This window comes from Variovorax sp. GW822-FHT04E09 (assembly GCF_058800845.1).
Map to the genome: position 1 here is coordinate 1 of NZ_JBXAMR010000010.1, position 14881 is coordinate 14881.

The 14881-nt window shown below is 68.1% G+C and carries 9 protein-coding genes; 7 read left to right on the forward strand and 2 right to left on the reverse strand.

From position 1 onward, the window contains the following. Positions 1-98 precede the first annotated feature (98 nt). The gene (gene glgB, locus AC1RL8_RS28420) at positions 99-2279 is read right to left on the reverse strand and encodes a 1,4-alpha-glucan branching protein GlgB (RefSeq protein WP_492686687.1); all 2181 of its coding nucleotides are present in this window, start codon (positions 2277-2279) and stop codon (positions 99-101) included. A 5-nt stretch (positions 2280-2284) separates the two neighbouring features. Continuing rightward, on the reverse strand, positions 2285-3943 hold the full coding sequence (locus AC1RL8_RS28425) for an alpha-amylase family glycosyl hydrolase (protein ID WP_492686688.1): 1659 nt from the start codon (positions 3941-3943) through the stop codon (positions 2285-2287). 130 nt (positions 3944-4073) lie between these two features. On the opposite strand from AC1RL8_RS28425, the gene AC1RL8_RS28430 reads away from it, so the two are divergent. The 7 genes from AC1RL8_RS28430 (at position 4074) to AC1RL8_RS28460 (ending at position 14801) form a co-directional block, all read left to right on the forward strand. Further along, positions 4074-5549 carry an FAD-dependent oxidoreductase gene (locus AC1RL8_RS28430; RefSeq protein ID WP_492686689.1) on the forward strand — a complete coding sequence of 492 codons (1476 nt, stop codon included), beginning with the start codon at positions 4074-4076 and terminating at the stop codon, positions 5547-5549. Between the two features lie 87 nt (positions 5550-5636). After that, positions 5637-8267 (forward strand): leucine--tRNA ligase, encoded by a 2631-nt coding sequence (leuS, locus tag AC1RL8_RS28435; protein ID WP_095949735.1) that lies wholly within the window; start codon positions 5637-5639, stop codon positions 8265-8267. A 35-nt stretch (positions 8268-8302) separates the two neighbouring features. Next, positions 8303-8824, forward strand: a complete 522-nt coding sequence (locus AC1RL8_RS28440; RefSeq protein WP_062477729.1) for an LPS-assembly lipoprotein LptE — start codon at positions 8303-8305, stop codon at positions 8822-8824. Between the two features lie 23 nt (positions 8825-8847). Beyond that, entirely contained in the window at positions 8848-9918 is a 1071-nt protein-coding gene (gene holA, locus AC1RL8_RS28445; protein WP_062477727.1) for a DNA polymerase III subunit delta, read from the forward strand. A gap of 64 nt (positions 9919-9982) precedes the next feature. Further along, entirely contained in the window at positions 9983-11275 is a 1293-nt protein-coding gene (locus AC1RL8_RS28450) for a glutamate-5-semialdehyde dehydrogenase (protein WP_492686690.1), read from the forward strand. A 184-nt stretch (positions 11276-11459) separates the two neighbouring features. Then, the gene (gshA, locus tag AC1RL8_RS28455) at positions 11460-12776 is read left to right on the forward strand and encodes a glutamate--cysteine ligase (protein ID WP_062477724.1); all 1317 of its coding nucleotides are present in this window, start codon (positions 11460-11462) and stop codon (positions 12774-12776) included. A gap of 156 nt (positions 12777-12932) precedes the next feature. Further along, positions 12933-14801 (forward strand): potassium transporter Kup, encoded by a 1869-nt coding sequence (locus tag AC1RL8_RS28460; RefSeq protein ID WP_062477721.1) that lies wholly within the window; start codon positions 12933-12935, stop codon positions 14799-14801. Positions 14802-14881 lie beyond the last annotated feature (80 nt).

A 14881-nucleotide genomic window follows, 5' to 3' on the forward strand; every position in this document is an offset into this window, starting at 1 on the left:
GCCTTTCTTTTGCCTACGTTTCTTTGGCGAAGCAAAGAAAAGTAGGTCGGCCGCCGGGCCGAGACCCGGCCCCGGAACAAAAACCAGCCCAGAGCGTTTCAAGCCACCACCCACATCAAAGTAGCGAGCGGCGGCAAGCTGACAACAACAGAATCCGCCTTCCCATGCCACCCCACCGGAGAACTCTCGACAACCCCGTTCCCAACCCCACTCCCCCCATACACAACCCCATCCGTATTGATGACCTCCCGATACGAGCCAGCCACAGGCACCCCCAACCGATAGTCATGCCGAGGCACAGGCGTGAAGTTGCAAACCACCACAACAACCCCCCCATCCCGAGCCCGCCGAACAAACGCAAACACCGACTGCGCCACATCGTCATGCACCAACCACTCGAACCCAGCCCCCTCGTGGTCCAGCTCATGCAAAGCAGGAAAGTGCCGATACACGTTGTTCAGATCGCGCACCAACCGCCGCACCCCTTGATGCCCCGCATGTTCGAGCAAGTGCCAGTCCAGCCCGCGATCCGCATTCCACTCCGCGTACTGCGCAAACTCCCCGCCCATGAACAGCAGCTTCTTCCCCGGATAAGCCCACAGGTACCCATACAGGTTGCGCAACCCCGCGAACTTCTGCCATTCATCGCCGGGCATGCGCCCGATCATCGACCCCTTGCCGTGCACCACTTCGTCATGCGACAGCGGCAACACGAAGTTCTCGCTGTGCGCGTACATCAGCCCGAAGGTGATCTGCTGGTGATGGTGCTTGCGGTAGACCGGATCGGTCCCCGCATACGCCAGCGTGTCGTTCATCCACCCCATGTTCCACTTGTAGTGAAACCCCAGCCCGCCGTCTTCCGGCGGCTGCGTCACACCGGGAAAGCTCGTCGACTCTTCCGCGATGGTCACAGCCCCCGGACGCTCCACGCCCACCACGCGGTTCATGCGGCGAAGAAAGTCGATGGCCTCCAGGTTCTCGCGCCCGCCCTGCGCATTCGGCACCCACTCGCCGGCCTTGCGGCTGTAGTCGCGGTACAGCATCGAGGCCACCGCATCCACGCGCAGGCCGTCCACGCCGTAGCGCTCCAGCCAGTACAGCGCATTGCCCACGAGGTAGTTGCGCACCTCCGTGCGGGCGTAGTTGAAGATCAGCGTCTGCCAGTCGTTGTGGAAACCCTCGCGCGGATCGGCGTACTCGTACAGCGCGGTGCCGTCGAAGTTGCCCAAACCATGCGCGTCGGTCGGAAAGTGCGCGGGCACCCAGTCGAGGATCACGCCGAGCCCCGCGACATGCGCGGCTTCGACGAAATGGCGGAAGTCGCCGGGCGTGCCGAAGCGCGAGGTCGGCGCATACAGGCCGATGGGCTGGTAGCCCCACGAGCCGTCGAAGGGGTGCTCGGTGATGGGCAGCAGCTCGATGTGCGTGAAGCCCATGTCGCGCACATAGGGCACGAGCGTGTCGGCCAGCTCGCGGTAGTCCAGCCATTCCTGCCCATGGTGCTTGCGGCGCCACGAGCCCAGGTGCACTTCATAAATGCTGATCGGCGCCTGGTGCGCGTTGGCCTCGGCGCGCCCGGCGGGCATCGGCACGGGCGCGGGCAGCGGCGCCACGACGCAGGCGGTGCCGGGGCGCAGCTGTGACGAGAACGCGAAGGGGTCGGCCTTGCGCAGCACCTCGCCGCGCGACGACAGGATCTCGAACTCGTAGCTGTCGCCGGTCGCCACGTGCGGCGCGAAGATCTCCCACACGCCGCACTCGCGGCGCAGCCGCATCATGTGGCGTCGGCCGTCCCAGTTGTTGAAGTCGCCGACCACCGACACGCGCCGCGCATTCGGCGCCCACACGGCAAAGGCCACGCCCTTCACGCCGTCGATCTCGCGCAGGTGCGCGCCCAGCCGCTCCCACGGCCGCAGGTGCGTGCCCTCGGCCAGCAGCCACACGTCGGTCTCGCCGAGCACGAAGGGAAAACGGTAGGGGTCTTCGAGCCGCGAGGCGTGCCCGGTCTCCCAGTCGACCTGGAACGAGTAGCCCATGCGCGCCTCGGCCGCGGGCACGAGGCCGCTGAACAGGTCGGAGCCCTCGTGCCGCGCAAGGATCGACAGCGGCCAGCCGGTGCGCGAATGCACCACGGCCACCTGCCGCGCGCCGGGCATCAGCGCGCGCACCTCGAGGCCGTCGGCGGTCTCGTGAGGGCCGAGCACGGCGAACGGATCGCCGTGCTCGGCGCGCATCAGCGCCTGGATGTCGGCCGGGAGGAGGAAAGGAGAAGGGGGCATGGGGTTCAGCGTCCTCCTGCTTCGGCAGGCGTGCCGAAGAACACGCCATAAGGCGCCAATGTCAGCAGGGGCTTTGGACCGGCGGTGACGGTCGCGGTCGGCGCGAGCGGGTGGCCTGTCAGCGGCACCAGCGGCGCGGGCAAGGGAAGCGCGACAGGTTCGATTCCTGTATTGAAGATCGCGTGCAGCACCGCCTCCCCGTCGCTTCGCACGATGTGCAGCAGCGGCGCGGGCGCATCGACGAACGCCAGCGCGCCCGTGCGCAGCAGCGGCTGGGTGCGCCGCCAGTGCAGCAGCGCGCGGCTGAAGGCGAGCATCGAGCCGGGGTCGGCCTCCTGCTGGTCGACGGCCAGCGGCAGGTGCGCGCCGTCCACCGGCAGCCAGGGCGTGCCGGTGCTGAAGCCGGCGTTGGGCGCATCGGCGGTCCAGGGCATCGGCGTGCGGCAGCCGTCGCGGCCCTTGAACTCGGGCCAGAAGGCGCGGCCGTAGGGGTCTTGCAGAAGTTCGAAGGGCACGTCGGCCTCGGGCAGGCCGAGCTCTTCGCCCTGGTAGAGGCTGGCGCTGCCGCGCAACGCCAGCAGCAGCGCGAGCCAGAGCCGGTCGCGGCGCGTGTCGGGCGCCTGGCCATCGCTCCAGCGCGTGGCGACGCGCGGCACGTCGTGGTTCGACACCGCCCAGCAGCCCCAGCCGCCCGTCACGGCCAGTGCGGCGTCGAGCGATTCGACCTGGTGGCGCAGGTGCTTCGGGCGGTGGTCGGCCGTGAGCAGGCTGAAGCTGTAGGCCAGGTGCAGGCGCTTGCCGAGTTCGGTGTACTGCGCCATGACCGGGGGCGCGTTCTCGTCGCCGACCTCGCCCAGCGCGACCGCGCCGTAGCCGTCGAGCAGCCGGCGCAGGCGCTCCAGGAACACGAGGTTCTCGGGCTGGCTCTTGTCGTACAGGTGGACCTGCATCGCATACGGGTTGTCGGCGCGCACGGTGCTGACCTCGCCCATCGATTCGACCGTGGCGGGCGGGTTGTCGCGCAGCAGCGCGTCGTGGAACTGGTGGTTGCAGGCGTCGAAGCGGAAGCCGTCCACGCCGCGCTCGCACCAGAAGCGCACCTCGCCGAGCAGGGCGTCCTGGACTTCGGCGCAATGGAAGTTGAGATCGGGCTGCTCGGCCAGGAAGCTGTGCAGGTAGTACTGCCGGCGGCGCGAGTCCCACTGCCAGGCCGAGCCGCCGAAGACCGAGAGCCAGTTGGTGGGCGGCGTGCCGTCGGGCTGGGGATCGGCCCAGACGTACCAGTCGGCCTTGGGGTTGTCGCGCGAGCTGCGGCTTTCGGCGAACCAGGCGTGCTGGTCGGAGGTGTGCGAGAGCACCTGGTCGATGATGAGCTTCAGGCCCAGCGCGTGCATGCGTGCGCGCATCGCGTCGAAGTCGTCCAGCGTGCCGAACAGCGGATCGACGGCGCGGTAGTCGGCCACGTCGTAGCCGAAGTCCTTCATGGGGGAGCGGAAGAAGGGCGAGACCCAGACCGCGTCGACGCCCAGGCGGGCGACGTGGTCGAGCTTCGACGTGATGCCGGGCAGGTCGCCGACGCCGTCGCCGTTGCTGTCCATGAAGCTGCGCGGGTAGATCTGGTAGATCACCGCGCCCCGCCACCATTCGCCGTTGCTGCCGCTCATGCCTGCCCCTGTGGTCGAAATTCATTGTGGCATGCGAAATCCGGGCCAGCGGTACGCTGTGGCAGGCGGGCGCCGCGCGGAAGTGGGTAAATTCAGCAGGGCGGGGCGCTGCCGCCCCGACCCCCGACCGATGACCACCGACGACACCGCTTTCTCCCCCTCTGCCCCACCCATCGGCCTTGCCGCGCTCGAACGCCGGCTCGCTCAGGACCTCGACTACCTCGGCTGGCCCGCCCGCGTCTGGGTGCCACCGCGCCAGGTCGACGGCGAACCCGTGCTCGACGTGGCCATCATCGGCGGCGGCCAGGCCGGGCTGGCCGCGGCGAGCGCGCTGGCGCAGCAGGGCATCCGCGCCGTGGTCTTCGACCGCGCCCCGGCCGGGCGCGAAGGCCCCTGGGCCACCACGGCGCGCATGGAAACCCTGCGCTCGCCCAAGGAGCTCACGGGCCCGGCGCTGGGGCTGCCCTCGCTGACCTTCCGCGCCTGGTTCGAGGCCCAGTTCGGCACCGAGGCCTGGGCCGCGCTGGACAAGATCCCGCGCCTGCAGTGGATGGACTACCTGGTCTGGTACCGACGCGTGATGGGCGTGGACGTGCGCAACGACACCGCTGTGACTGGCTTGCAACCGTTGCCCGACGCCAGCGCCGTGCGCCTGGACCTGCGCACGCCCGAGGGCGAGCGCCGCGTGCTGGCGCGCCGCGTCGTGCTGGCCACCGGCCGCGACGGCCTGGGCGGCCCGGCCGTGCCCGCCTTTGTCGACGGCCTGCCGCGTGCCAAGTGGGCGCATTCCTCCGACGAGATGGACTACGGCCGCCTGAAGGGCCTGCGCGTGGGCGTGGTCGGCGCGGGCTCCTCGGCCATGGACAGCGCCGCCACCGCGCTCGAAGCCGGCGCGCACAGCGTCGAGCTGCTGATCCGCCGGCCCGACCTGCCGCGCGTCAACAAGGGCAAGGGCGCCGGCGTGCCGGGGCTCACGCAGGGGCACTACGACCTGCCTGACGAGCTGAAATGGCGCATCCGCCACTACATCAACGTGCTGAACGTGCCGCCGCCGCACGGCAGCACGCTGCGGGTGTCGCGGCACGCCAACGCCTTCTTCAACTTCGGCTGCCCCATCCTGGCCGTGGCGCCGCAGGGCGAGGCGCTGCGCGTGGCCACGCCCAAGGGCGATTTCGAATTCGACTTCCTGATCGTGTCGACCGGTTTCCAGGTCGACTGGGCCGCCCGCCCCGAATTCGCGGGCATTTCCGCGCACATTCGTACCTGGAAAGACCGCTTCACGCCCGCGCCCGGCGACGAGGACCGCGAACTGGCCGATTCGCCCGACCTCGGGCCGGCCTTCGAATTCCAGGAAAACGCGCTCGGCGCCTGCCCGGGTCTGGACCGCATCCACTGCTTCTGCTACCCGGCGGCGCTGTCGCACGGCACGGTGTCGGGCGACATTCCCGCCATCAGCGACGGCGCACGGCGCCTGGCGGCGGGGCTTGCCAGCCTGTTCTACCGGGAAGACGCGGCCCACCACTGGGCGAATCTGGAGGCCTACAGCGAGCCGGAACTGTTCGGCGACGAGTGGACGCCCGCCCCGCCGCCGCAGGAAAGGGCCTGATTCCGGCATGGGGCCCGGGGGACGATCACGCACGGCGCGATAATCCGCCTTCCCGGCCGCCGTCGAGCCGGGCCCTGCCGAGATGTCATGAACCCCAGCTACAAACCCAGCGACGTCGAGTCCGCTGCCCAGGCGCAATGGCGCGCCGCCGATGTCTACCGTGTCACCGAGGACGCGAGCCGCAAGAAGTACTACGCCTGCTCGATGCTGCCGTACCCCAGCGGCAAGCTGCACATGGGCCACGTGCGCAACTACACGATCAACGACATGCTCACGCGCTACCTGCGCATGAGCGGCTACAACGTGCTGATGCCCATGGGCTGGGACGCCTTCGGTCTGCCGGCCGAGAACGCGGCGCTGAAGAACGGCGTGCCGCCGGCCAAGTGGACCTACGAGAACATCGCCTACATGAAGGGCCAGCTCCAGGCCATGGGCCTGGCGATCGACTGGAGCCGCGAGATCGCCACCTGCGATCCGAGCTACTACAAGTGGAACCAGTGGCTGTTCCTGAAGATGCTCGAAAAGGGCATCGCCTACCGCAAGACCCAGGTGGTCAACTGGGACCCGGTCGACCAGACCGTGCTGGCCAACGAGCAGGTGATCGACGGCAAGGGCTGGCGCACCGGCGCGACCGTCGAGCGCCGCGAGATCCCCGGCTACTACCTGAAGATCAGCGATTACGCCGAAGAACTGCTCGAGCACACCCAGCACAAGCTGCCGGGCTGGCCCGAGCGCGTCAAGCTGATGCAGGAAAACTGGATCGGCAAGAGCGAGGGCCTGCGCTTCGCCTTCACGCATGACATCCGTGACGCGAGCGGCAAGCTCATCCAGGACGGCCGCATGTACGTGTTCACCACGCGCGCCGACACCATCATGGGCGTCACCTTCTGCGCCGTCGCGCCCGAGCATCCGCTGGCCGCGCACGCCGCCACGCTCGATCCGAAGGTCGCGGCCTTCATCGAGGAATGCAAGGGTGGCGGCACGACCGAGGCCGAGCTGGCCACGCAGGAGAAGAAGGGCGTGCCCACGGGCCTCACGGTCAAGCACCCGATCACCGAGGAGCAGGTGCCGGTCTGGGTGGGCAATTACGTGCTCATCGGCTACGGCGACGGCGCCGTGATGGGCGTGCCCGCGCACGACGAGCGCGACTTCGCCTTCGCCAACAAGTACGGCATCGAGATCATCCAGGTCGTGCTGGTCGACGACGAGCCGCACTTCGACTATCACAAGTGGCAGGACTGGTACGGCGACAAGCAGCGCGGCGTGACCATCAACTCCGACAACTTCAGCGGCATGACCTACAAGGAGGCCGTGGCCGCCGTGGCGCATGCGCTGGGCCAGAAGGACCTGGGCGAGCTGCAGACCACCTGGCGCCTGCGCGACTGGGGCGTGAGCCGCCAGCGCTACTGGGGCACGCCGATCCCGATCATCCATTGCGAAGAACACGGCGCGGTGCCGGTCCCCGAAAAGGACCTGCCCGTGGTGCTGCCCACCGACTGCGTGCCCGACGGCTCGGGCAACCCGCTGGCCAAGCACGAAGGCTTCCACGCCGGCGTGGTGTGCCCCGTGTGCGGCAAGGCCGCGCGGCGCGAGACCGACACGATGGACACCTTCGTCGATTCGTCGTGGTACTTCATGCGCTACTGCGACCCGACCAACGACAAGGCCATGGTCGCCGAGGGCGCCGACTACTGGATGCCGATGGACCAGTACATCGGCGGCATCGAGCACGCGATCCTGCACTTGCTGTACGCGCGTTTCTGGACCAAGGTCATGCGCGACCTGGGCCTGGTGAAGGCCGACGAGCCCTTCGCCAAGCTGCTCACGCAGGGCATGGTGCTCAACCACATCTTCTACAAGCGCAACGAGAAGGGCGGCAAGGACTACTTCCCGCCGCTCGAAGTCACGGCGGTGCTCGACGCGCAGGGCCGCATCACCGGCGGCACGCTGGCCGACGGCACCAAGGTCGAGTACGGCGGCGTGGGCAAGATGGGCAAGAGCGAGCGCAACGGCGTCGACCCGCAGGACCTGATCGAGAAGTACGGCGCCGACACCGCGCGCCTGTACACCATGTTCACCGCGCCGCCCGAAGCCACGCTCGAGTGGAACGACGCGGCCGTCGAGGGCAGCTACCGCTTCCTGCGCCGCGTGTGGAACTACGGCGTGGCCCAGGCCGACGTGGCGCCCGTGGCGCTTGCCGGCCAGAGCTTCGGCAAGCCCGCCCAGGCCCTGCGCCGCGAGGTGCACACCGTGCTGCGCCAGATCGACTACGACTACCAGCGCATGCAATACAACACGGTGGTGTCGGGCGCGATGAAGCTGCTCAACGCGCTCGAGGGCTTCAAGTCCGACGGCAGCGCGGGCGACGCGGCCGCCGCGCGCGAGGGCTTCGGCATCCTGCTGCGCTGCCTGTACCCGGCCACGCCGCACATCGCGCACCAGCTGTGGCAGCAGCTCGGCTACGACAAGGCATCGGGCGACCTGCTCGACGCCCCCTGGCCCGTGGTCGACGTGGCCGCGCTGGCGCAGGACGAGGTCGAACTCATGCTGCAGGTCAACGGCAAGCTGCGCGGCAAGCTGCTGGTTCCGGCCGGTGCTTCGAAGGACGAGATCGAGCGGCTGGCACTCGCCTGCGACGATTTCGTCAACTTCGCCGAAGGCGCGCCGGCCAAGCGCGTGATCGTGGTGCCCGGGCGCCTGGTCAACGTGGTCATCTGAACCCGACACTGCAGAACGACGGAAACGACAGACGCATGAACATTCGCAATGCCTCGCAGCCGCGCCGCGGCTTTCTCCTGGGCCTCGGCGTGGCAGGCGCTTCGCTGGCCCTGTCCGGCTGCGGCTTCGCGCTGCGCAAGGCGCCGAACTTCGCGTTCAAGACGCTGTCGCTGGAAGGCAATACGGCGCTCATCAACCAGCTGCGGCGCGAGTTGCGCGCGGCCGGCAACGTGACGCTGGTGCCCAAGGAAGAGGCCAGCACCGCCGACGCCGTGCTGGTCGTGCTGGGCGAGGACCGCGACCGCTTCGTGATCTCGACCAACTCCGCCGGCCTGCTGCGCGAATTGCAGCTGCGCCTGCGCGTGCGCTTCAGCCTGCGCACGCCGGGCGGCAAGGAATTGCTGCCCGCGTCCGAGGTCTCGCAGACACGCGACCTGAGCTTCAACGAAACCAACGCGCTGGCCAAGGAAGGCGAGGCCGACCTGCTGTTCCGCGACATGCAGGCCGACATCGCGCAGCAGCTGATGCGCCGGCTGGCGGCGGTGCAGTCCCTGTAAGCGTCGCTTCCGTTCTTTTTTCAATGCAACTTGCCAGTGCCCAGCTCGGCGCCCACCTGCAAAAGGGCCTGAAGCCGCTTTACACGATCCACGGCGACGAGCCGCTGCTCGCGCAGGAGGCGGCTGACGCCATCCGCGCCGCCGCGCGCGCCCAGGGCCACACCGAGCGCAGCTCGTACACCGTGGCCGGCGCGCACTTCGACTGGAGCGCGGTGCTGGCGGCCGGGGGCTCGCTTTCGCTCTTCGCCGACAAGCAGATCGTCGAGATCCGCATTCCTTCGGGCAAGCCCGGCAAGGACGGCAGCGTCGCCCTGCAGCAGCTGGCCGAGGGCGCGCCCGGCAACGACAGCACGCTCACGCTGGTGATGCTGCCGCGCCTGGACAAGGCCACGCGCACCGGCGCCTGGTTCTCGGCGCTGGAGAACAACGGCGTGAGCATCCAGGTCGACCCGATCGAGCGCGCCGCGCTGCCGCAATGGATCGCCCAGCGCCTGGGGTTGCAGAACCAGCGCGTGATGCCCGGCGACGAAGGCCAGCGCACGCTGCAGTTCTTTGCCGACCGCGTCGAAGGCAACCTGCTCGCCGCGCACCAGGAAATCCAGAAGCTCGCGCTGCTGCACCCGGCGGGCGAACTGAGCTGGGAGCAGGTCGAGGGCGCGGTCAACAACGTGGCGCGCTACGACGTGTTCAAGCTCTCCGAGGCCGTGCTGGCCGGCAACCCGCAGCGCGTGGCGCGCATGCTCGACGGCCTGCAGGCCGAGGGCGAGGCCGAGGTGCTGGTGCACTACACGATCGCCGAGGACATCCGCGCCCTCAAGCGCGTGAAGGACGCCATGGCCGCCGGCCGCCCGCTGCCGATGGCGCTGCGCGAGAACCGCATCTGGGGCCCGCGCGAGCGCGCCTTCGAGCGCGTGCTGCCGCGCCTGGACGACCGCATGCTGACCCGGCTGCTGCGCGCAGCCCATCTGGTCGACGGCATCTGCAAGGGCCTGAAGCAGCCCGACTGGCCCGCCAGCGGCTGGCAGGCGCTGCAGCGGCTGGCGCTGATGCTGTGCCGGGCCTGCAGCACGGCCGCGGCGCCGCGCCGGGCCTGACGTCGATCGCCATTAAAAGGCCCGCGTCAGCCGGGCCGAAGGTCCGCGTGGGAAAATGCCAGTCATGAACGCGTTCAACGTCAGCGAGCACATGCAGACCCTCGGTCTGCAAGCCAAAGCCGCTGCATTCCTCATGGCCCGTGCGGATGCAGCTACCAAAAACAGAGCACTGAAGGCGCTGGCCCGGCGCCTGCGCGAAGCCGGCCCCGCGCTGGCCGTCGCCAACGAGAAAGACCTGGCCCGTGCCACGGCCGCCGGCCTGTCGGCCCCGATGGTCGACCGGCTCAAGCTCACGCCCAAGGTCCTGGAGACCGTGGCCGAGGGCTGCGAGCAGCTGGCCGGCATGGCCGACGTGATCGGCGAGATCATCGGCATGAAGCAGCAGCCCAGCGGCATCCGCGTGGGCCAGATGCGCGTGCCGATCGGCGTCTTCGGCATGATCTACGAGAGCCGTCCCAACGTGACCATCGAGGCCGCGAGCCTGGCGATCAAGAGCGGCAACGCGGCCATCCTGCGCGGCGGCTCGGAAGCCATCGACTCGAACAAGGCGCTGGCGCTCCTGGTGTCCGACGCGCTGGCCGAAGCCGGCCTGCCGGTCGATGCGGTGCAGCTGGTGCAGACCACCGACCGCGAGGCCGTGGGCCAGCTCATCGCCATGCCCGAATTCGTCGACGTGATCATTCCGCGCGGCGGCAAGGGCCTGATCGAGCGCATCAGCCGCGACGCCAAGGTGCCGGTCATCAAGCACCTGGACGGCAACTGCCACGTCTACGTGGACGACACGGCCGAGTTCGACATGGCGCTGCGCATCGTCGACAACGCCAAGACCCAGAAGTACAGCCCCTGCAACGCCGCCGAAGGCCTGCTGGTGGCGGCCTCGGTGGCCGACCACTTCCTGCCCGAGATCGCCGCCATCTTCGCCGCCAAGGGCGTCGAGATGCGCTGCGACCCGGCCGCCGCCGCGATCCTGCGCGCCAGCGAGGCGCACCATCCGCAGGCCAAGGTGATCGATGCGGTCGAGTCCGACTGGTCCGAGGAGTACCTGGCCGCCGTCATCAGCATCAAGGTGGTGGCGGGGCTGGACGAGGCCATTGCGCACATCAACCGCTACTCGAGCCACCACACCGACGCCATCGTCACGCGCGACCACATCAACGCCCAACGCTTCCTGCGCGAGGTCGATTCGGCCAGCGTTATGGTGAATGCGAGCACACGCTTCGCGGACGGTTTCGAGTACGGGCTGGGCGCCGAAATCGGCATCAGCACCGACAAGTTCCACGCGCGCGGCCCGGTCGGCATCGAAGGCCTGACCTCGCTCAAGTACGTGGTGCTGGGGCAGGGCGAAGTCCGCGGTTAATCGGGGTCCGAAGGGCCGGGGCCATCGGGCCGGCGGCGCGGCGAGGCCCGTGCCGCGGTGTTCTTGCAACGTGTGTTGTGGATTGGGGTGCTTTGTTCTCTTTGGCTGCTTGTCATCGGGCGCGCCATCCCCAAATCCTACAATTCCACTCCACCTTTAAGCACAAAACCAACAAGGCCGCTGCATGGTTCCGCATCTCGTCACTGCCCTGACCGGCCCGATCAACGAACTGGAGCAGCGGGTGCTCGACTCGATGCCCGCCATCGAGCGCTGGTTCCGCCTCGAGTGGATGGAGCACACGCCGCCGTTCTACAGCGCCGTCGACATCCGCAACGCGGGCTTCAAGCTGGCTCCGGTCGACACCAACCTGTTCCCCGGTGGCTGGAACAACCTCACCAAGGAAATGCTGCCGCTGGCGGTGCAGGCCGCGCAGGCGGCCATCGAGAAGATCTGTCCGGAAGCGCGCAACCTGCTCGTCATTCCTGAAAACCACTCGAAAAACACCTTTTATCTCGCCAACGTCGCGCAACTCGTGCGCATTTTCCACATGGCGGGCCTCAATGTGCGCATCGGCTCGATCGATCCGGCCATCAAGTCGCCCAAGAAGATCGAGCTGCCCAACGGCGAGACCGTGACGCTCGAACCGGTGGTGCGCTCCAAGCGCCGCCTGGGCCTGAAGAACTTCGATCCCTGCACAATTTTGCTCAACAACGAGCTTTCTGCAGGAACACCAGGCATCCTCGAAGACCTGCACGAGCAGTACCTGCTGCCGCCGCTGCACGCGGGCTGGTCGGTGCGCCGCAAGAGCAACCACCTGCACAGCTACGAAGAGCTGTGCAAGCGCTTCGGCAAGCTGCTGGGCATCGACCCCTGGCTCATCAACCCGATCTACGCGCGCGCCGAAGGCGTCGACGTGGCCGAGGGCCGCGGCATCGACGTGCTCACCAGCCATGTCGACGCGGTGCTCACCAAGGTGCGCCGCAAGTACAAGGAATACGGCATCAACGAGAAGCCCTTCGTGGTCGTCAAGGGCGGCCACAGCGGCAGCGGAAGCCCCGGCGTCGTGACCGTGCGCGACGCCAAGGAGGTCGAGGCGCTGATCGGCAAGTCGCGCACTGCCACCTCGTCGCCCGCCAAGACCAGCGCCGGGCGCGACCTGCGCGAGCCCACCGAGCTGATCGTGCAGGAAGGCGTGCTCACCAACGAGCGCGTGCACAACGGCGTGGCCGAGCCGGTCGTCTACATGATGGACCGCTACGTGGTGGGCGGCTTCTACCGCGTGCACGCCGAGCGCGCCGCCGACGAGAACCTCAAGCAGCCGGGCGCCAGCTACGTGCCGCTGGCCTTCTCGGAAAGCGCGCAGCTGCCGCAGCCGGGCGCCAAGCCCGGCGCCAGCGCCCCCAACCGTTTTTACATGTATGGCGTGGTGGGCCGCCTGGCCATGGTCGCGGCCAGTTACGAGATGGAAGCGACCGACCCGGACGCCGAAATCTACGAATGAGCGGCGGGGGCGGGTTGCGGCGTCGGCGGGCAACGGCAAAATAGCGGCCCCACAGCAACGGAACCAAAAGGGCGGAGGGATGCGCGGCACGGCCGCGGCACCCCGGCGTGACTGACGCGTCGATCATTGCGAGCCAACCTTTTCCCATCGACCCCCGTGTCAGCCCCCAAAAACATCTCTGCCGGCCTCATCGTCGGCGCCATCGGCGTCGTCTACGGCGACATCGGCACCAGCGTTCTCTATGCGGTCAAGGAAGTCTTCGGTCACGGCCATGTGCCGTTCACCGTGGAGAACGTCTACGGCATCCTGTCGATGTTCTTCTGGACTCTCACGGTCATCGTCTCCATCAAGTACGTCGTGCTCGTGCTGCGCGCCGACAACGAAGGCGAGGGCGGCCTGGTCGCGATGCTCGCGCTGGCCTCCCAGGCGGTGGCCGACAAGCCCAGGCTGCGCCAGCTGCTCCTGATCGTCGGCATCTTCGGCACCTCGCTGTTCTACGGCGACGGCGTGATCACGCCGGCCATCTCGGTGCTCTCGGCGGTCGAGGGCCTGGAGGTGGTGTCGCCGCACTTCAAGCACTACGTGATCCCGATCACGCTGGTCGTGCTGTTCTGCCTGTTCGCGGTGCAAAAGCGCGGCACGGCGGGCATCGGTAAGTTCTTCGGCCCCGTCACGCTGGCATGGTTCGCGGCCATCGCCGTGCTGGGCGTGTGGCAGATCGCGCACCACCCCGAGATCATCAAGGCGCTGAGCCCCTGGTATGCGCTGAAGTTCATCTGGGACAACCCGGGCACCAGCTTCATCCTGCTGGGCGCGATGGTGCTGTGCGTGACCGGTGCCGAGGCGCTGTACGCCGACCTGGGCCACTTCGGCAAGAAGCCGATCCGCATCGCGTGGTTCTCGGTCGTCATGCCGGCGCTCACGCTCAACTACCTGGGCCAGGGCGCGCTGCTGCTGGAGAACCCCGAGGCCGTGAAGAACCCGTTCTTCATGATGGCGCCTGAATGGGCCCTCATTCCGCTGGTGCTGCTGGCCACGCTCTCGACGGTGATCGCCTCGCAGGCCCTCATCACCGGCGCCTTCAGCGTCACGCGCCAGGTGATCCAGCTGGGCTACCTGCCGCGCCTGAACATCGAGCACACCAGCGTGCGCACGGCCGGCCAGATCTACATCCCGCTGGTCAACTGGGGCCTGTTCGTCGCCATCGTGATGGCGGTCGTGATGTTCCGCACCTCGAGCAGCCTGGCCGCGGCCTACGGCATCGCCGTGACCACCGACATGCTGATCACCACGATCCTCACCTTCTTCGTGATCCGCTACGCATGGAAGCTGCCGCTGGCGCTGTGCATCGCCTCGACCGCGATCTTCTTCGTGGTCGACTTCCTGTTCTTCGCCTCGAACCTGCTCAAGCTGTTCGAAGGCGGCTGGTTCCCGCTCCTGATCGGCGGCGCCGTGTTCACGCTGATGGTCACCTGGAAGGAAGGCCGTCGCCTCATGGGCGAGGCGCAGCACGCCGACGCGATCGACCTGAAGTCCTTCCTCGGCTCGGTGTTCATGAGCCCGCCCGCGCGCGTGGACGGCACGGCCGTGTTCCTCACGGCCGAACCGGGCGTGGTGCCCAACGCGCTGCTGCACAACCTCAAGCACAACAAGGTGCTGCACGAGCAGAACATGTTCGTCACCGTGCGCAACCACGAGGTGCCCTGGATCCCGATGGACAAGCGCATCGAGATCGAGGCGCTGGGCAACCACTGCTGGCAGGTGATCGTGCACTACGGTTTCAAGAACGACATCGACCTGCCGCGCGCGCTCGACAACGCACGCATGCGCGGCTGCCAGCTCGAGCCGATGACGACCAGCTACTTCCTCTCGCGCGACGTCGTGATCCCCACGCTGGGCAGCGGCATGGCGCCCTGGCGCGAGAAGCTGTTCGCGCAGATGCACCACAACGCGAGCGGCGCGGCGGCCTTCCTGGGCTTGCCGAACAACGCCGTGGTCGAGCTCGGCTCCAAGATCGAGATTTAGGCTCGCCCCCAGGCTACGCGCACTTCGTGTCGCTTCGCCAACCCCCTACCGGGGGCAACACCTGCGGCCCGGCAAAGCCG